Consider the following 18,886-nt stretch of genomic DNA (forward strand, 5'->3'; position numbering starts at 1 on the left):
AATTCCTTTCATTTTTTCTTATAATGTATTATATATAAAATAAAGAGGTCAATAAATATGAAAGAATTTAGTAAAATTAATAATAAAAAACGAATTACTAGTTATGAACATTTAAATAAAAAATATGATTTAAATTTTAGTGACTATAATTTTGGTTTTGATTGAGAAATATTTAAAGATTTTGTTGGTGATAGTTATGCCCGATATTTTACTTCACCAAGTTTTTTTAAGTTTGTCTCAGCGGGGCGTGGTACTAATAAGACATGAAATCACCTAGCAGAAAAATTATTTTTTGCTTGTAATTTTACTGATGCTTCATCTAATATTTTACGAAGATATGCCAACACCCACGAAGATACTACATTTGGCGATACAATTAATGTCTGTAACTATTTATATGATAAATATGGGATTGATATAGGACCCGACAATGAAAATGGTATTGTTTGACCTAAAAACGTTAAAGAAGGTGGTGAAATTGTTTTTCCTAGTGGTGTTCGCATTGCTTTTGCGGGTTATGCTAATGGTAATAAAATTATGGGAAAAGTTGGTAAAGGGAGTGGTATTATATCAGCATGGACAGATGAAATGATACATGCTGAAGAAAAAGAAATTTTAACTGATAAAGAACTAGATAAAAGATATAATAATTTAAGAGTTTCAATGTTTCGTTCTAAAAGTTTAAAAGTATCTTATGAAAAATATGCTGATGAAAATGATAATGAACAATATAATTTAGATAATCCTATTCCAGTAAAAGAATTATCTTGGACATTTCAAGAATGAGACAACATAGCAAAACAATACATAACAGTAACAACATATTTTCATAAAACATATTCTAATCAATTTACTTTTAATCCTTTTGATAAATACCATGTCTTTTATGAAAAATTTGTAACTCCATATTTACCCTTAAATGAAAGAATTAAAAATATTTTAAAAGAACACAATCAAGTATATTCAGAAAACAAACAAGCATTTAATGGTTTGGGTATTTTTAATTTACGATTAACAATGGGTGCTGTTTGAAATAAAATACCTAATATTACTAAAAAACTTGTTTTAACAAACAAAGAAGAACGGCCTGATTTATTTGAACTTGAATACTACGGATTTGAATATAACGATAATGACCCCAGTATTTATGTTTTACGAAATTATCGTAAATATATTAAAGAATATAATTTACAAGATTTTTATAATCCAAATACAAAACAATATCAATTTGATAGTTATTCAATTGGTGTGGATTATGCTAATGGTAGTGAAGACCATACAGTGTTTTTATTTAGTGGTTATAAAATTAATGAAAATAATGAATATGATAAATATTTAATTGAAGAAAATGTTGTTACCCCAAAAAACGTAATGAATTTAAATGAAATAGTTGAATATTACGGACAATGAATAATTAATACATTTGATAAATTTGATGGTTTTGAATATGCTACATTTCATTATGATATTAATGCCCACGACTTTATGCAAAAATTACAAGAAGATATTTACCCTTATTTAGGCTATAAAATTAAAATGTTTAAAGCCAAAAAACATCAGACATCTCTTAATAAAGAAGCAGGTATAATCAATCGCGTAACCTGAATAAGAAAAATGTTTGTTCAAGGCAAAATATATGGCATATTAGATAACTTCCCATTTTTAGATAAGTGCATTAGTGAATTAAAATTTAGTGACACCAAAACAAACACACCCGATAGTAAAATGTACCATGACCCATATGACGCTTTATTTTATGGTTCGTATCCATATCGTTTTAAAATGGGAATATAAAATAGTTTTTTTAAAATTATTAAATAAATTTTAAAAAAACTATTTTTCAATCAATTAAAATATATTATAATATTATTGAAATAAAATTAGAGAATATTTTGTTTGACTTTTATCTATTATTAAATCTGTATAGCAGATTTTTTGTTTTTTCTTAGTTTTAGGACATGAACGAGTATAAGATTTAACTTTTACTTTACACTTTGACATAATTTCACCCCCCATTTTTAAAAAGAGAGCAAAATATAGTTTTATTATTATAAAATTGCCCCCTCAAATAATTAATTGATAAATTGGAGCAAAATATTCTCTATTTTAATTTTATCATAATTGCTATTGGGCGAGCGGTTGATTTTCTTAAATTTTTGTGATAAAATGACTTACAAGTTAAAAAAGTTTTTGAGATTCTTTCAAACAAATTTGGGAACCTTTATAAAATTCTTTGCTTAACGCTTAGAATTTTTCCCAAGTATTTTGAAAAGTGCAGCAAAAGTTTTTTTAAACTTTAAGTAATTTTTCACAAACTTATGAAAATCACCGCGAGCCCAGATTAGTGTAATATAACTAGGATAATAATCATATTTAACCTCCTTTCTAAAATATATTTTAAAAAAGTTCTTGTATATATATAATGACAATGGATCTTGATAAAAAAGTTTCAAGATAAGAAAGGAAATTATAAAAATTGAAAAAACTTTTAAGTTTATTAAGTGTATTTTCAAAAAAAAGAAAATAATTTAGAAAATTTAATAATTAGAAATATTGGTTCATGAGATAATAATGTTTATGAATATGATCCAGCAACCGGACAACAAAAAATAGTTATTAATACAAATGGGGGTGTTGATTCTTCTGGTGTTGTCTTAAATAATAAAGTGTACTTTGGTTCAAAAGATAATAATGTTTATGAATATGATCCATTAGAATTAATTGAGTCTGATATTATTAAGATAATTTAAATTATATCGAAACAAAAGCAATTAAAACACTTTCAAAACAACAACAAAAAATATTATTGCCCTTTCATAATTATCACGAAGAAAAATTAAATACCTCAGAAAAGGAAATAATTTATAATTCTCCAGACGATGAGATAAGTGAAGAAATTACAAAATCAATTGAAATTCAAAAGGGATTAAGTATTCACAGGGAAAATCAGAAACAACAACTAAAACAACAGGAAATACAGACAGTTTTGGAATAACTGTTGGATTAGAAGCTGAAGCAAAATTTTTTGGAAGTGGATTTAGATTTTCTGGTGAAACTAGAACAGATTATAGTTTTTCAAATGAAAGTTCTTATTTTACAGAAATAACATTAGAAAATAGTTTTAATTCTTCAAATATAAGAAAAGAAGAAAAAAAGGAATTAGTAAAAAAACAATTAAATCTCAACAAATTTCAATTGCCCCTAATAAAAAACTTATTTATAATAGTAAAATTTATAAGTATAATTGTGAAGATGTTTGAAATTTAACAAAAAAAATTAATGGTTCAATTAGTGCATTAATTAATAAAAATAATAATTATGAAACATTAAATATTTCTATTAAAGAAATTATGATTTTATTGAAAGAAAATGATCTTTTGCCAAAAGAAATTACTATAAATAATCAAGATAATTCAATTACGTGAACAGGAAAAATTGTAACAAAATATACTTGTGGTTTTGAACAAGATTCTAGCAGTGAAACAAAAATAGTTAATTTATAAAAATGAAAAATATATTAACTTTTTTATGTACAATCACTTTAATTGGAACAAGTACAACCAGTTTAGTTGCTTGTAATACACCACAAGAATATACAAAAGAAAAATTATCAGATTTAAAAAAGAAAAATAATATAAATACAAAAGATGATATTTTAGAATGAATAGCACCACAAGAAAAACCATTTAATCAAGTTGATAATAAATATTATTTTGTTATATGACGAGCTAATGAAAATAATGATTGAAGAATTATTAAATTTCAGAATAATAAAAATATAAGATTAGCGGGTGGTTTTAAATTTGTTCTTGATTATTATGGTAGGGTTGATGATCCTAATAAAATAAATTTAGTTTTTGATGCTAAACTAAATAATTTAAGAGCAAATGACCAAATTTGAACAGATAATAGTATTAATTTTAACTCTGTTTATCGTTGAAATAATAATAATGAACCAAGTATAAATGTTGAAAATAAATTAAAAAGTTATTTAGATTTATAAATCTAAATAACTTTTTATATTTCTAATGTAATTAATGATAATTTTTCATTGTTTTTATTAAATAATTCTAAATTATTAATATTAATTTCTTCTTTTATTGGTGGATATAAAAATATTACACTATTTGATTGTTTTAGAAAATTAACAACCGCAATATTTGAATATGATTTTTCATCTTCAACACCATTTTTTCAAAGATATCATGTATCTTCTTTTATTAACTGAAGATATGTATTTCTGTCTTTTCCACTGACTTTAGTTCCGATCGGAGTATTTTGAATTAATTCTAAATTAATATCTTTTCCTTCAATAATTTTTTCATTTGGTTTTTCAATAAAAATTGAAATGTAATAATTACCATAACCCCATATACCCGATATTTCAATTTGATTTAAATTAAATAGTTTTTCGTGTTTATAAAAAATTATTTTAATAATATCTTCAACTAAATCTTTATTTATACTTGTTCAAACTGCTTTTGAATAAAGTAATCTATATCATTGCGAAAAATAGTTTAAATAGTCTTCTATTTTTTCATTAGAAATAATTAAATTGGTTAAGTACTTACCATATTCTCCATCTGACAATTTAATTTCTGAAGGAATAAGAGAAGGAATATTATTTGTTTGTAATTCATTTGTTATTGATAACCAATTAAAATAATTTGCTTCTAATTGATAAATAGGATTTTCTGAAATATCTTTGTTTTTAACAGTTACTTTAATTTCATTATTATTGTTTATAATATTTTGTTGTTTTAAATTTCAATCGATAATTTGTCCAGTTTTTGGATCAATAATTGGTGTATTTGGTTCTCCATATATTTCTCAACGATAAACAGAGTTAAAATTAATACTATTATCTGTTCAAATTTGGTCATTTGCTCTTAAATTATTTAGTTTAGCATCAAAAACTAAATTTATTTTATTAGGATCATCAACTCTACCATAATAATCAAGAACAAATTTAAAACCACCCGCTAATCTTATATTTTTATTATTCTGAAATTTAATAATTCTTCAATCAAGTTCTTTATTACCTCGTCATATAACAAAAAAATATTTATCATCAATAATATTAAAGGGTTTATTAGTTGCATAAAAAATTTTTCAATGATTTTCTGGAAAACCACCATAAAAATTAAAATAAAGTGAATTTAATTTTACTATACAACTTTTAAATTCTCAATAATTTTCTTCAATTTCATCAGGTATTGATAATAATTCAAAATAATAGGGCACAATTAATTTAATATCATCATTATAACCTTTATTAATTGCGTATTTACTATATGTATAGTTTGATAACATATAAATAATTTGTTTAAATCTTTTGACAGCATTTTCATTAAGAGATGTGGGATTATTTAATTTTCAATTTTCAAATAAACCATCAATTACTTCTTCGGGTTTTTGTCCTTCGAATTTTTGGCGTAATTCAGCCGCTTTATTAGTGGGATTACCTTTTTCGTCGTATTTTGCCCCTTGAAATTTTCGATCATAATTATAACGATATGTTAAAAAATTTAATAAAACTTTATCTAAATCATTCTTATTTACTAAATCTAAAATATCTTTACCTTGAATATAGTTTTTTGCAATGCTTCACGGTAAAAAAATTTCGGTAAATCAATATTGAAATACTCTTAAATTAGGTTCTGTTTCAATAGGCATAGATAGCAACGGTACTAAACTAGCATTTTCAACTATTGATGATGGATAAGAATAAACACCATTAACATTGCCTCAACACTTAATATTTCCAAATAACATTGATTTAGGGTATTTAATTTCAATCCCAATAAATACTGTGTCTTCGGATAATGATTTTTGTAATACTAAATGAATACTATTTTGGTTTTTTCATTTAAAATCAGTTATTTTAACTAAATGCATAGATTTAATAATATTAACACCATCGGGTGAATAAGGGCGTTTGTATTCTTCAATGATATAACATTCATTTTTGTTATCTTCACTAATTGTTTCGTTAATAGATACTATTTTTAAGTCATAGGATTCTAAAAATTCTTTGTCTTTTTTTGAAATATCATTAATTAAAATATCTTTTTCATCAATCATTACATAACTTGTGCTATTATCTTGGACTGTGGTATTTTGTTGAATTTGTAATTTAAAGTTAAAATCACTAATTTCATAACCAGTTATTTTAATATATTCATCTTTGTCAATAAAACCTATTTTAACGCTATTTTGAGAGTAATTTAAGATTGGTTTTTGCTTTGTCTTAACAAGATTATTAATTTTATAAATATATAAGGTTCTTGCGCGGTCTTCAGTAAATAATTGTTCTAAGTCGGGGTCGCTATATTGTGATTGATTAGCAAAATCCAACGGAATACTATCAATTGAATAGTCAATTGGTTCATCATTTTCTGATAATTGTGCAAACATTTTTTCAGATGGTTTTAACATTATTTTTTTTCTCCTTCTTCATTAGATATATTGATAATATTTTCATTGTTTCTTAGTTGTCTGTTTAAAGTAGCATTTACGGGTAATCTAACATCAACAATTAACTCATCAATATTTTTAATATTAAATGTTCTACTATTTAAAATTGCATTATCATATTTAATTAACTTAATAATAAATTCAGTTAATTTAATCTCTCTAATATATATCATTTGTTCGTATGATGCGTTTGTTTGAATATTTACACCCGCAACTTCTGCTTGGGTTTGTTGTGCTCCCTTAGCAATTGCGGGAACATGATGGCGATTTATTTTATAGTAATTAGTTAGTAATCAATCATATATTTTTGTTAATTGTTCACCTTTAAAATTACCCGCAATATAGTCTACTGGTTGAAAATTACTATCAGGGTCTCCTTCAACTAATAACAAGTCATTTTCAATAAATGAAGCCAACATTTTACTAATTTCTTGGTCAACAACACCAGTAACTCCATTAGTATTAATGGTAAATTTACCACTATTTAATAATGGGTCTAACATTATCTTTTCAGCAATAATATCTAAAATACTAGCAAATTGTTTACCATAACGAGCAGAAGGTTCAAAATTAGGGTTATTAGGAATAATTTGAATTGGAATAAAATTAAGTGGTAATATTTCTTCTCTTTGTAATGTTGTATAGTTATTTCATTTAGTATCATCAATATATAAGTCAATAATAGTACTATATAATCGTGTTTTTAACTTTCTAATAACTTTTACTTGTTTAGTTACATAATCAATTTCTAATTTTTCAGTAATAAAAATACTTTGGTCATTTTTAAGAAAAGGGTCATAATCAAAAGTGCAAGATACTAAATTACCTAATTCATCATATTGGTCATTGTAAAAATCAATAGTAATAAAATTAAGTTTTGAATTATTAGCAAAAATAAAATATGCACCCTTACCATTCTTATTAATTTTATATTCGTTATATCAATTCTTATTGGTAAAGTCCTGCATTTTTAAAAAGCTATTAATTAATTTAGTATCTATTTTTTGATTAGTAAGTGGATTATAAATGCTAATTTCTAAATCTCGCGGATTTAAAAAATTAGCATTATCTTCACAAATTCTTTTTTCTAAAATCTCATTATGTTTTTGAACAGTAACATTTTTACGATTAGTAATCGTTGATGATAAATTAAGATAATAACTATCAATATCATAACTCTTTTTTAATTTCTTTTTTGCTGGCAACAATCCCATTTATAACACCTCTTTATTTTGTTTCTTCTTTTTTAATAACATCTTCAATACTATCTTGTTTTTTATCTTTCTTAAAAAATTCAAAAATTTTATCAATTAAATAGACTAAAACACCACTAATAAGTAATGATAAATCAATATAAAAATATTCTGGTCATGAAATTTCAATTACTTTAAATGCTTTGCAAAAAAATAACAAAATTGCACTTATTATTAAAATTGCCCCTAATCCCCAAATAAATATTTTACGAATTAATAATAAAATTTCTGATTTATAATCTTTTAAATTCATTTATAACACTCTACTTTCTTTCTAAATTATTTTTTTATTTTAATAAATTAGCATTAATTTGTAATTAATTCATTATTATTTTTAATTGTAATATTTTTATTAAACATAATTATCTTCGTTAATTTATTGTAACTCTTCTAATTTTAGAATTGTTGGCGAATATTCATGACCCGTCATTGAAATTACTACTTTATGATTATTAGAAGAATTATCTACATTTAAAAAACCAATTCTTGTTGCCCCGCCTTTTCCCAAGGCCAAACTAGTTGAAATAGTTTGCAAACCACCACCATTATTTTTACATTCAAAACAAGTTATTATAACAAAATCTGCGGTTGGTCGTTCTCAAATAAAATGAACTTTATATTTTTTCCCTAAAATAAATTTATATTTAATTACTTTTTTGTTTACCTTTCTCCAACTTCTTTTCACTGCTCAATACTTTTTTTAAAGCATAATGTTCATTAATGTATTTAGTAGTTGGTAATGTGTCATCTGTTGCTTCTAGTCCGGGCGTTTTGTTTGTTTTAACAACACTAAAATCTGCAACTTGGTCATTATTTTGGAAGCTTGGGTCTCATATTCTTAATTCACCAGTTTCAGCACTAAAATCAGCATTATTACGCTTACTAACATTTAGCATTAAAGTAATTTTATTTTGTTTTAAATCTGAAACCGCAATTTCTCCATTATTATTTTTAATAATACTTTTATTATCAATCTTAGTTTTTTCTTTTTCTATTAAAACATCAACTTCAAATTGGGTATAATATGCTTCTAAATCTATCATAGTTAAATCAATACCTTCTTCTTGAAAAGTACGAAACATTTTCTTTAAAGTTGTTAAATTAGCCAATGATTTTGCATAAGTAGGCAATAGACCTTGTCATGTTGCCATAGGGTCATTTTGTGAAGAATAATTAATATCACCAACACTCATATTTGCCGAAGTAAAAAACTCAATTGGAATACGATTAAATGTTCAATGCTCAATCGTAATAAACACCATATTAATACAAATTTTCTTTAATAACGGATCTTTAAATGTTTCAAACTTTAGTTTTGAAAATGGATAGTTTAAGTAAGAATTAATCATATTTTGGGCTCTTAAAGCAAATGTTTTGAATCATAATTCTGCATCACCTTTAAAGAACTTATTATAACGAACTGGAACTTGTGTAATTTTACCTGTCATTGGAATAAAATTATTATAATCTTCCAAAGTAACATTTTGTCATAATTCATTTAACATTTAATAATCTCCTTATCATTTACTTTTTTTAGAATATATTTTCTTTAATATAAATTTTTTACTATTTAGTAATGTTTTTGTTTTAATTGTTTTGTTTAAATCTTGTTTTGTTCTGAGTTGTTTATATGCTTGAAATACTAGTCCATTACCTAACAAACTAGTAACCGCACTATCTCCTAGCGTATTTAACAATTTATCTTTATTAAAGTTATTTTTAAATTGTTCTTGCATTTTTAATATCTTAGCAATTGTCCGATATATTTTAAAACTATCTTTTACTACTTGCTGATAAACAAGTGGGGCAAAAGAAACTAAATTAAACAAACTTGTTTTTTTAAATCCCCAACCAATAAACCACTCACTGTTCATATAGAATTTAAACGGTTCAGGAGCCAAAACAAACTGTTCTGCTTTGATTAAAGTTGTCATAACGACAATAGGGGCATATTGGGGGTTTTTATAATATATTGTTAAAGCAACTTCACCCGCAACTGATAAAGGAACAATTTTTACTGCTAAAAAAACATCAGAACCATAAGCAAAAAGTAATAATTGGCCTTTTTTAATAGCCTTAGTTTCAAATTTAGACAATATTTTTTTAGTTTTATCAGTAATTTTATTAATTACTTTTTGTTTAATTGTAATTATTTGTTTTTCAATTGGGGCTAATAATTTTTTAGTTACTTTTTGAATATAAAAATTTGGGTTTAAATGATTTAAAATTTTATTTAATTTAATTGGTGTTTGGTGCAAAATATTTAATAATTTATTATTATATATTTTACTGCTCCGCATTAAATTAGCATTTAATAGTAGATTTTTACCAACACCTTTTTTATGAAGATTAGTCATAATGTTATATCACTCATTAGTATTAATTTTTCTTATTTTATCAATATTTAATCCATATTCATATAACAATTTATTAGCATTTTTTTCATTTACGCGCGGTATTTTTTGAACTAATGTAGGGCTTATTTTTTGAATATTTTTCTCAATTTTTAATAAATTATTAATTGTTTCTAAATTAGAAACTTTAAAACCTTTATAAAAATCATTTCGGGCCAATTTACCAAATGTATATAATAAAGTTTCATTATTAGCCTGCTTTTTAAAATCAAATATTAATTTATCAGATAAAATCTTTTTACCTCTAACTTGTTTTACAACATCTTCTAAATTATTAGCAGTTATTACACCTAATTTTTCAAGTAATTTAGTTTCTTTTGCTAATTTTAAAATTCTAGTTGTTCGAGCAGCACGCGTTAATTTTCCAATACCACCAATTGCTGGTAACAAATTTAAGGCGGTGTTTTTTGCTGTCACTTCTGAGGTTAATTTATCGTATATTTGATTTACAGCAAAATCAGTTGCTGTTTCTACTCCAAATGAGATAAATGCTGCGGCAAAATTAGATAATCCCGCACCAAGACCAACGGCGGATGCTACACCACCAGTTAAAACTGATAAACCAAGAGCTAAAACTTGAACTCCTAAAAATTCTAATAACTGTAAACCAAAATTTTTTTCTTGTTGTTGGATTGACAATCTAGTTGGATTTTTTTTAACAGCATAAATAAGAGCTGTTTTAGATGTTCCGATTGGCATATCTATCAAACGAAAAAGTACTATTTTTTAGTACTATTAAGAATTTTTCATTTTAACATCAATCGGAGATGTTTGACCAGTAGCGTTATTTTTACCTTCAATTTGAACAGAAACAGTTTTATCATTTGTAATATTAATTGGTCAATCTTCACCTTTACTTTCAATAAAGTAATCAAAATCACTTTCAGTTAAAGAACTATTTACGGCTTTAACTGCTTTTAAAACAACATCTTTAAATTGTGGTTTTAACTGTTCTGCTGTTGTTTGTGTTGGATTTGCAACATGAATAGTTGGTTTATCTAATTTATTAATTTTACTAATATCAATTTTTGTAACAATATGTTTAATAATTCCTTTAGGTTCAACTACTGCTCCACCTAAATATAAAACTCTTTCCATAATCAAAGTATTACCCATTCCAGTACCTAACGCAGCAGCACCAACCCTTAGCGGAGTATGGTCTTTTTTACGTAAAATAAGAGGGTCATATTTTTTACTAAATTTAAAGGCAATTGCATTAACTCCGTTTGGTAATAATTCAATTGTTCCTTCTGAACCATCTTTATTAATAATTGGTAATTTTTTAGGAACCATATAATATGTTGTTCCTTCAACAGTTTTCATTGCTCCACTTGTTTCAATTACGCTATTTATTTGGTCATTTGCGCCAAGTTGTAACTGTAATTTATTACGAATTCCACGAATAAAATCAGCCGAACCCAAGACTACTGTTTCTGATGAGGTAAATCCATTTTCATATATTTTATCCATAATTTCATCGTGGATTTGTAAAGCATTTGTATCATCTGCTTTTTGTCCTTGTAAATTGTAAATGCCAACCGATAAAAAGTTAACTATTAATTTAGTTAACTTTTTTAAGTTAATTATAGGAGGTTGAAATTATGCAAACAAAGCAATATTTAATTTTACGGTCGTTAGTGAAAAAGTATGGTAAAGATATTGTTATTAATACTGTCAATAAGATTGTAAATGATATTGAAATTAAAAAGTAAAAGAATAAATTATTCCGCGTAATTTATTAGCAGATAATTTATTCAATAATGTTTTTAATGGAGTAAGGCGACAACGAGCGGAGCGAGTTTACAAATTTCAATTTTTTAATTTATTGAAAGGAGTTATATCATGCCAGTATGGTTAACATGAATATTTAGTATTTTGATTTTGTTAGGAATTTTTGCATGAATTGGTTTATCAATTTATCAAAAAGTTAAACAAATTCAAGGTAAGAAAAAAGAAAAAAAAGAACTTGAAAAAAAGGAGGATAGAAAATAATGAATTTTTTAGCAGATGTAGTTACTTTTGGGACTGGAATGAATTCCATTTGAACTGGTTTAGGTAATGCAATGGGTAAAGTAAAAGATGCTGTATATGGTATTTTACCGCAATTAATGACCTTTTTAGGTGATGCGTGAATTATTTTAATTCCATTTGGATTATTTATTATCATTAAGATATTAAACTTTTTCCGTCATATGGTTAAAGGATTTTAAGAGTATATTACTCTATATTCAAAGTATTTTAACAAAAACTAAGGCACACTAGTTTATTTATTTTTTATTAATTTATTTTAAATAACTATTACTTTAAAACTTAATAGTATTTTTCAGTGTGCCAATTTTTATTATTTTATATTTTTAACATTGTTAATAACATTGTTTATTAAACATTAAATAAACAATATATTAGCATTATGTATAACATTGTTAATAATCAGTGTTTTTATCAATAAATAAGCAATATATAAACATTAAATATAACATTATTTATTAAACAAATATTTAGTTAGGAGTTGATAAAATTGAGTAATTTTTATAAGAAAAATCAAAATATAGCAAATTATTTTATTTCTAAGGAACTTATACCTTTTGAAACAGATAAAGCAAGTTTTATAAATTTACCTAATCATAATCGCCATATTGGTTTTTGATTGAGTAATAAGTTTATTTATCCTAGTCAAAAACATTCAGAACAAGTAGCAATCGGTTTAATTTATGATAATTCTTATCGTATTGTGAAATATGATGAAAACTTAAAACAACACGATTGAAAATGTTTAACTGGAACAGAAATAATTGATTTGTATAATAAATATAAACAAAACTATTTTATTCTTATGCATAAAGCATTATTTCAAAATGAACCTAAAAAAGTAAAAATAAATAATAACAATAATTTAACAAATTGAAGTGATGAAAAAGTGCAACAATTAATCAATGATTTAGAAGGTTTAAATTAAATGAGTTTATATGACTATTGAGTTCAATTTGTTAGTTATATTATTGGTTCAAATGCCCCTGAATTTTTATATGTTATATCGTTTGTGTTATTTATCATTTTATTTTTTGGAATGTTTTTTAAACTTATTCAAAAAATGTGGAGTTTTTAAATATGCAAAATGATTGAGAAAAATTAAAAGAGTTTTTTATTCATGTCTTTTTGTTTATAGATAAAACAAATATTGAAAATATTACAACTTGAAATTTAACGCAAAATGAATATTTAACCTTGATGGTTGGTGTTTGAATTGTTATTTTATTTTTAACGTGGTTTTTATTGTGAATGGTTTTTAAAATAATTAGTTATTTTAAATAATTAAATTTTGTTATTATTATGGTTTTCTCTCCCCACAAAATTTTAAAATCTTTTTTTGAATTAATATATATTTTCATTATGAATGCAGTAATTTTTAATATAAAAAATGTTGTAAAAAATATTTCTTTTGCATTTATTTGACTAATATTTTTAAATATTCATTCTACAAAATTAATTGTAGTAATTAATTTTCCGATAGGATTAATTAAAAAGTTTATAATTCCAATAATAGGCAATAATATTGAAATTATTTTTAAAATTTTTTTAATTTTTATCACTTTCCTTTTTGATTTGTGGGGAGAGAAAACCATAATAATACTAGTTTAATTATAAATAACTATTGGAGGTAAAATGAAAAAGTTTGTATTTTTTCTAATAAATTTTTGTTATATTAGTGGTTCAATGGTTTTGTTTAGTTTAATTGATTTATTACTTTGAATAATTTCATTAAATTATACTGGTTTAGTATTTTGACTATTATTTGCTTTACAATGTGTATATTTTGTTTGGTGAGTTTGAAAAAATGTTTTTTATCAGTTAAATGTTTTTCGTTTAGTTTACTTTATTTGAGATAATCCATTATCCGTAATTATTGGTAAATTAGGAACTGGTAAAACATTACTTTTAACCTTTTTATCACAAGTTATGAAACTTTTAACGAAGAAAATTTATAGTAATTATCCAATCGAAGATAATGCAATAAAACTTTTAACTTTTAATAACTTAGATTTTACTGATAGAACTAAATTAGTCCCTCCTGACAATAGTTTAATTTTGTTTGATGAAAGTTTTTTATATATTGATGGAACTAGTCCCCACGAAGTTAAAAAAGTTCATGGTGGTAAAAGTGTGTGGATTGTTTTAGCAAGACATTTTAAAAATAGAGCGATTTTTACCGTACAGCGTGAGGGAATGATGTGAAATAATATTCGTCATTTAGCAAGTGGTATTATTATTCCGATTTCATTGAAAAAACCCGTTAAATCTAAATTAGGTAATATTTTTAATCGTAGTTTTGTTATGCGAATTGGCATTTTCCAAGATATTACAGATTATGAAATTTGAAAAACAAAATCAGTAGAACGTACAGCCGAAGGTAAACGAGCAAAACATAAGTCGGATGTTGGATTAGGAATTCGGTTTTTTAAGATAATTATTCCGCTTGAATTTGCAAATAAATACGATAGTCATTGATTAAGTTTTGTCCGTGATTTAAAAAATGATGAAGTTGTTAATAAAAAAGAATATTTTTGAAAAGATATATCAAAATTAAATAATAAACAACGCTTAGAATTGTTTGATATTGATATTTTGAAAGAAAATTTAAAAGCAAAAAAAATGAAAGGAAATAAAAAAGATGAGTAATTTATTAAGTGAAAGTGTTAATAACGATAATTGAAATAAGATTTTTAGTTTTATTTTTGATACTTTTTTATTTGTTTTTGATGTGATTTGAAATACTAAATTACCAATGACAAATATAACGATTGCTTATTTTTTAATCTTTTTTATGGTTATTAAGTTATCAATTTATGCAATTCACGGAACATCAACTAATTATAACGATTTAGGTTCAACAGTTAAAAGTGGTGTTATTAATAGTTCTAAACTATACGGTGCTACTGTTCGCGGTGTTTCTAGTACTAAACAAGGTTTACAAAAACATATTAAAGAACGAAAACAATTTAAAGTTAGTCGCAATAAACAACAGTTATCAAGTTTAGCAAGACAAGCAAAAACAAGAGAATTAGGTTTTAAAAGAATTCATACCACTAAAAGAATAAAAAAATAAGTAAGGAGTTGATTTTATATGATTAAGTTAGTTTTATTGGTAGCGGCAATCGCTATATTTGGAACTGGTTTTATTACAGTTATTATTAATCAGTTGACATCAGCAAAAAATATTATTATGGATTTATATAATTCTGATACTTGGTTGTTATCTATTTTTGGTAAAATGGCGATTTTATTTAGTCATCCATTAATGTTAACAATATCAAGTTTATATATTATTGGTTTTATTATTTCAAAAACATTATATAGTTAGGAGTAAATTTATGAAAAGTAATGTAGAAAATAAAAAAGAAAAGAAACAAAATGGTTTATTTATTTCTTGGGTTGATTTAATTTTATATTTTATTATTAGTTGTTTATTAGCGTTTGTATGTATTTTAGATACAGTTTCAACGATTGATGAATTAAAAGAGAAATATGTTGGTATAAATGGTTATATATTTTATGGTTTATGATTTGATATATTATGAGATATTTTAATAATCCGTTATTTCTATGGTTATTTATTTAATGAAATTATCAAATTAATAAAAGAACATCGTAAAAATAAGTTGGTAAAAAATAATGCGTAAGTTTTTAGTATTATTTTCGTTTGTACCAATTTTATTGATTTCTTTTTTCTCATTAGAGGCGATGACATTACAACAAAACCATCAATCACAACAAACTTATACTGTTAATCAACAAACAATAGGAATGAATGAAACTGATTTTATTAATACAATGTTTTTACGCAGTACTTTTTTTGAAAATTGAAGTGATACTAATTATTTTATTAATCCTACTTTAAAAACATCAAAATCATTAACTTATAATGATAAATGATACTTAGATTTTTTAAAGGATAGTTATTCAACTGGTGTTTCTTATGATAAACCTAGTGATAAATTTTTAGAGTTATATCGAAATTGAGATAATTATGTTAAACAGTATCGGTTAGATCGGTTTTATTATGTTGATAAAAAATTTTTCTTAAAAGAGTTAACAAATTTTATGTATACATATTTTATTAAGTATCGTGATATAGATTCTTTGTTTAAATTTGAAAATGTTATTAAAAATTTAGAACAAGTAAAATTTAATGAAGATAATTGAAAATTAGATAATAATCCAAATTTTATTAATTATAAAGTTGATAATAAATGATATATTGCAATTTTTAAAAATAATACAAAAAATTGATATATTATTAATTTTTTAAATAATAGTCAAAATGATAAAGTCTTAGGTAAATTTTATTTTGATGGTGTTATTAAAAATCTTTATTTATCTGACCTTAGAAATTATTTTAAAAATGGTGATGTGAAAACAGTTTATTCTTGAAATAATACTAATAAACCACAAACACCAACTATTGATAAAAATACAGGTAAAATTACAGATTGAGAAGTTGGTAGTGAAGCAAATTTATTTGATGAAATTATTGATGAAGTAATTAAAGAAAATATTCGAGTTCAACAAGGTGGAAATCCTGATTATGAGAGTTCTATTGTTGGAACACAACGAATAATATTTGATTTTGAAATTATTGATGAAAGTTTAGCAAGAAATAGTTTTAAATCAATTTATCGTATGATTTTAACGATTGATGAAAAGAAAAATATTATTGCTGGTAGTTTGGAATTATTCCATAACTGAAAATATCTTTATGAACCAGTTAAAAATCAAAAAGATAAATTAAGTTTTTTGTTTACTTTTATGAAGGAAAAAGATTATATATTTAATTTTGAAGGAAATACTAATTCATATTTAGAAAATGGAAATATTAAATATTATGAAAAAATGAAAGGACAAATTGATATTAATAAATTTTTAAAAGCATTTTTTGCACACGCTTTGGTACCTGTATTTCAAAATCGTAGTAATTTTATTGAAAGTGGTTATATTGATAATTTACAATACAATACTGTTTTAATTAATTTTTTTGGTTTAAAATTAGAAAATTTTAAAGATGTTATTTTAGATGAAAATGGAAAGTCAATAACATTTTTTGATGACTATAATAACTATATTTATAAATTTGAAAATAATAAAAAAGTTTTAAAATCCGAAGTAGAGAAAAAAGAATTTGAAGAACAAAAGAAAAAGTTTTTAGTTTCTTATAATAAATTTAAAGAATTATTAAATAGTATGTTTATAGTTTCGCAAAATTTTTATAAAGATTATTTACGAACAATGTTTGATTTAGATAATAATACTTATACGCAGGGATATAACAAAAAATATGGTTTATTAGCCAATAATGGGTTTAAAATTTACCCACGATATTTTTATTTTTCTGATAAATATAAATCATTAGATTTTAAGATGTATTCTGCTTATAAAAATCGGTTTTATAACACAAATTATGGAGATGTATTTAACTATGATTTTTCAGTCTCAAATGATTATAATATTAATCAAAATGAGGGTTATGTTTTTGACGATACTTTAAAAGAAAAATACGGTTTAAAATATAAGAAAATGGAAGAACAAAAAATCGGTTATAATGTCTTTGAATTACAAGCCCAAAAAGAAAATGATATGTATCGTTATTATGATTTTAATTTTGGGATTTATAACTGACAAGAAATAAACAATGGTGGATTATTTCCTGATAGTCAATGATGACAAGCACAATATGAAAGTTGTAGTTGATATAATTTAGCGTGTCATATCAGAAATGCGGCAATTTGAATAGTTAATAATATACCCGGGATAAAACAAGTAAACGAATTAGCGAGTGGTGTTGGAAAAATATTTCAAACAATATATAGTTTTAGTTGTAAATTGTAAATGCCAACCGATAAAAAGTTAACTATTAATTTAGTTAACTTTTTTAAGTTAATTATAGGAGGTTGAAATTATGCAAACAAAGCAATATTTAATTTTACGGTCGTTAGTGAAAAAGTATGGTAAAGATATTGTTATTAATACTGTCAATAAGATTGTAAATGATATTGAAATTAAAAAGTAAAAGAATAAATTATTCCGCGTAATTTATTAGCAGATAATTTATTCAATAATGTTTTTAATGGAGTAAGGCGACAACGAGCGGAGCGAGTTTACAAATTTCAATTTTTTAATTTATTGAAAGGAGTTATATCATGCCAGTATGGTTAACATGAATATTTAGTATTTTGATTTTGTTAGGAATTTTTGCATGAATTGGTTTATCAATTTATCAAAAAGTTAAACAAATTCAAGGTAAGAAAAAAGAAAAAAAAGAACTTGAAAAAAAGGAGGATAGAAAATAATGAATTTTTTAGCAGATGTAGTTACTTTTGGGACTGGAATGAATTCCATTTGAACTGGTTTAGGTAATGCAATGGGTAAAGTAAAAGATGCTGTATATGGTATTTTACCGCAATTAATGACCTTTTTAGGTGATGCGTGAATTATTTTAATTCCATTTGGATTATTTATTATCATTAAGATATTAAACTTTTTCCGTCATATGGTTAAAGGATTTTAAGAGTATATTACTCTATATTCAAAGTATTTTAACAAAAACTAAGGCACACTAGTTTATTTATTTTTTATTAATTTATTTTAAATAACTATTACTTTAAAACTTAATAGTATTTTTCAGTGTGCCAATTTTTATTATTTTATATTTTTAACATTGTTAATAACATTGTTTATTAAACATTAAAT

The 18,886-nt window shown here is 23.8% G+C and carries 22 protein-coding genes; 15 read left to right on the forward strand and 7 right to left on the reverse strand.

Going from position 1 to position 18,886, the window contains the following annotated elements; all coding sequences use genetic code 4:
• Positions 1-57 precede the first annotated feature (57 nt).
• The 4 genes from ACZ91P_RS05205 to ACZ91P_RS05220 all read left to right on the forward strand — a co-directional run bounded on the left by ACZ91P_RS05205 (position 58) and on the right by ACZ91P_RS05220 (position 4,003).
• Positions 58-1,794 carry a hypothetical protein gene (locus ACZ91P_RS05205; RefSeq protein ID WP_465155199.1) on the forward strand — a complete coding sequence of 579 codons (1,737 nt, stop codon included), beginning with the start codon at positions 58-60 and terminating at the stop codon, positions 1,792-1,794.
• A 707-nt stretch (positions 1,795-2,501) separates the two neighbouring features.
• The gene (locus tag ACZ91P_RS05210; protein ID WP_465155201.1) at positions 2,502-2,750 is read left to right on the forward strand and encodes a hypothetical protein; all 249 of its coding nucleotides are present in this window, start codon (positions 2,502-2,504) and stop codon (positions 2,748-2,750) included.
• Between the two features lie 600 nt (positions 2,751-3,350).
• On the forward strand, positions 3,351-3,503 hold the full coding sequence (locus ACZ91P_RS05215; RefSeq protein WP_465158331.1) for a hypothetical protein: 153 nt from the start codon (positions 3,351-3,353) through the stop codon (positions 3,501-3,503).
• 2 nt (positions 3,504-3,505) lie between these two features.
• Positions 3,506-4,003, forward strand: coding sequence for a hypothetical protein (locus ACZ91P_RS05220; protein WP_465155205.1), 498 nt, complete (start codon positions 3,506-3,508; stop codon positions 4,001-4,003).
• A 14-nt stretch (positions 4,004-4,017) separates the two neighbouring features.
• Here ACZ91P_RS05220 and ACZ91P_RS05225 read toward each other — a convergent pair whose 3' ends face one another.
• The 7 genes from ACZ91P_RS05225 to ACZ91P_RS05255 all read right to left on the reverse strand — a co-directional run bounded on the left by ACZ91P_RS05225 (position 4,018) and on the right by ACZ91P_RS05255 (position 11,614).
• Complete coding sequence (locus ACZ91P_RS05225) at positions 4,018-6,438, reverse strand: hypothetical protein (RefSeq protein WP_465158332.1); 2,421 nt, start codon at positions 6,436-6,438, stop codon at positions 4,018-4,020.
• The gene (locus tag ACZ91P_RS05230) at positions 6,438-7,691 is read right to left on the reverse strand and encodes a hypothetical protein (RefSeq protein WP_465155209.1); all 1,254 of its coding nucleotides are present in this window, start codon (positions 7,689-7,691) and stop codon (positions 6,438-6,440) included. Before ACZ91P_RS05230 ends, ACZ91P_RS05225 begins: the two co-directional genes overlap by 1 nt.
• Before the next feature lie 13 nt (positions 7,692-7,704).
• Complete coding sequence (locus ACZ91P_RS05235) at positions 7,705-7,983, reverse strand: hypothetical protein (RefSeq protein ID WP_465155090.1); 279 nt, start codon at positions 7,981-7,983, stop codon at positions 7,705-7,707.
• A 123-nt stretch (positions 7,984-8,106) separates the two neighbouring features.
• Positions 8,107-8,415, reverse strand: a complete 309-nt coding sequence (locus ACZ91P_RS05240; RefSeq protein ID WP_465155092.1) for a hypothetical protein — start codon at positions 8,413-8,415, stop codon at positions 8,107-8,109.
• Complete coding sequence (locus ACZ91P_RS05245) at positions 8,375-9,235, reverse strand: hypothetical protein (RefSeq protein WP_465158333.1); 861 nt, start codon at positions 9,233-9,235, stop codon at positions 8,375-8,377. Before ACZ91P_RS05245 ends, ACZ91P_RS05240 begins: the two co-directional genes overlap by 41 nt.
• Positions 9,236-9,247: 12 nt before the next feature.
• Positions 9,248-10,843 carry a hypothetical protein gene (locus tag ACZ91P_RS05250; protein ID WP_465158334.1) on the reverse strand — a complete coding sequence of 532 codons (1,596 nt, stop codon included), beginning with the start codon at positions 10,841-10,843 and terminating at the stop codon, positions 9,248-9,250.
• A gap of 36 nt (positions 10,844-10,879) precedes the next feature.
• Entirely contained in the window at positions 10,880-11,614 is a 735-nt protein-coding gene (locus ACZ91P_RS05255; protein ID WP_465158335.1) for a hypothetical protein, read from the reverse strand.
• 372 nt (positions 11,615-11,986) lie between these two features.
• Here ACZ91P_RS05255 and ACZ91P_RS05260 point away from each other — a divergent pair, with 372 nt between their 5' ends.
• The 11 genes from ACZ91P_RS05260 (at position 11,987) to ACZ91P_RS05310 (ending at position 18,704) form a co-directional block, all read left to right on the forward strand.
• Positions 11,987-12,136, forward strand: a complete 150-nt coding sequence (locus tag ACZ91P_RS05260; protein ID WP_465158336.1) for a hypothetical protein — start codon at positions 11,987-11,989, stop codon at positions 12,134-12,136.
• Positions 12,136-12,354: a hypothetical protein gene (locus ACZ91P_RS05265; protein WP_465158337.1), complete on the forward strand. Its 219-nt coding sequence runs from the start codon at positions 12,136-12,138 to the stop codon at positions 12,352-12,354. Before ACZ91P_RS05260 ends, ACZ91P_RS05265 begins: the two co-directional genes overlap by 1 nt.
• A 308-nt stretch (positions 12,355-12,662) precedes the next feature.
• On the forward strand, positions 12,663-13,100 hold the full coding sequence (locus tag ACZ91P_RS05270; protein WP_465158338.1) for a DUF3627 domain-containing protein: 438 nt from the start codon (positions 12,663-12,665) through the stop codon (positions 13,098-13,100).
• A 152-nt stretch (positions 13,101-13,252) separates the two neighbouring features.
• The gene (locus tag ACZ91P_RS05275; RefSeq protein WP_465158339.1) at positions 13,253-13,456 is read left to right on the forward strand and encodes a DUF2649 family protein; all 204 of its coding nucleotides are present in this window, start codon (positions 13,253-13,255) and stop codon (positions 13,454-13,456) included.
• A 351-nt stretch (positions 13,457-13,807) separates the two neighbouring features.
• Positions 13,808-14,821 (forward strand): hypothetical protein, encoded by a 1,014-nt coding sequence (locus ACZ91P_RS05280; protein WP_465158340.1) that lies wholly within the window; start codon positions 13,808-13,810, stop codon positions 14,819-14,821.
• A complete protein-coding gene (locus tag ACZ91P_RS05285; protein WP_465158341.1) occupies positions 14,814-15,248 on the forward strand; it encodes a hypothetical protein in 435 nt (144 codons plus the stop codon). Before ACZ91P_RS05280 ends, ACZ91P_RS05285 begins: the two co-directional genes overlap by 8 nt.
• An 18-nt stretch (positions 15,249-15,266) precedes the next feature.
• A complete protein-coding gene (locus ACZ91P_RS05290) occupies positions 15,267-15,503 on the forward strand; it encodes a hypothetical protein (protein ID WP_004028554.1) in 237 nt (78 codons plus the stop codon).
• A 10-nt stretch (positions 15,504-15,513) separates the two neighbouring features.
• Positions 15,514-15,822 carry a hypothetical protein gene (locus ACZ91P_RS05295; RefSeq protein ID WP_465158342.1) on the forward strand — a complete coding sequence of 103 codons (309 nt, stop codon included), beginning with the start codon at positions 15,514-15,516 and terminating at the stop codon, positions 15,820-15,822.
• Positions 15,815-18,025, forward strand: coding sequence for a spiroplasma phage ORF1-like family protein (locus ACZ91P_RS05300; protein ID WP_465158343.1), 2,211 nt, complete (start codon positions 15,815-15,817; stop codon positions 18,023-18,025). Before ACZ91P_RS05295 ends, ACZ91P_RS05300 begins: the two co-directional genes overlap by 8 nt.
• A 311-nt stretch (positions 18,026-18,336) precedes the next feature.
• A complete protein-coding gene (locus tag ACZ91P_RS05305) occupies positions 18,337-18,486 on the forward strand; it encodes a hypothetical protein (RefSeq protein ID WP_465158336.1) in 150 nt (49 codons plus the stop codon).
• The gene (locus ACZ91P_RS05310) at positions 18,486-18,704 is read left to right on the forward strand and encodes a hypothetical protein (RefSeq protein WP_465158337.1); all 219 of its coding nucleotides are present in this window, start codon (positions 18,486-18,488) and stop codon (positions 18,702-18,704) included. Before ACZ91P_RS05305 ends, ACZ91P_RS05310 begins: the two co-directional genes overlap by 1 nt.
• Positions 18,705-18,886: the final 182 nt, after the last annotated feature.

It is taken from the genome of Spiroplasma endosymbiont of Halictus nicosiae (assembly GCF_978018445.1).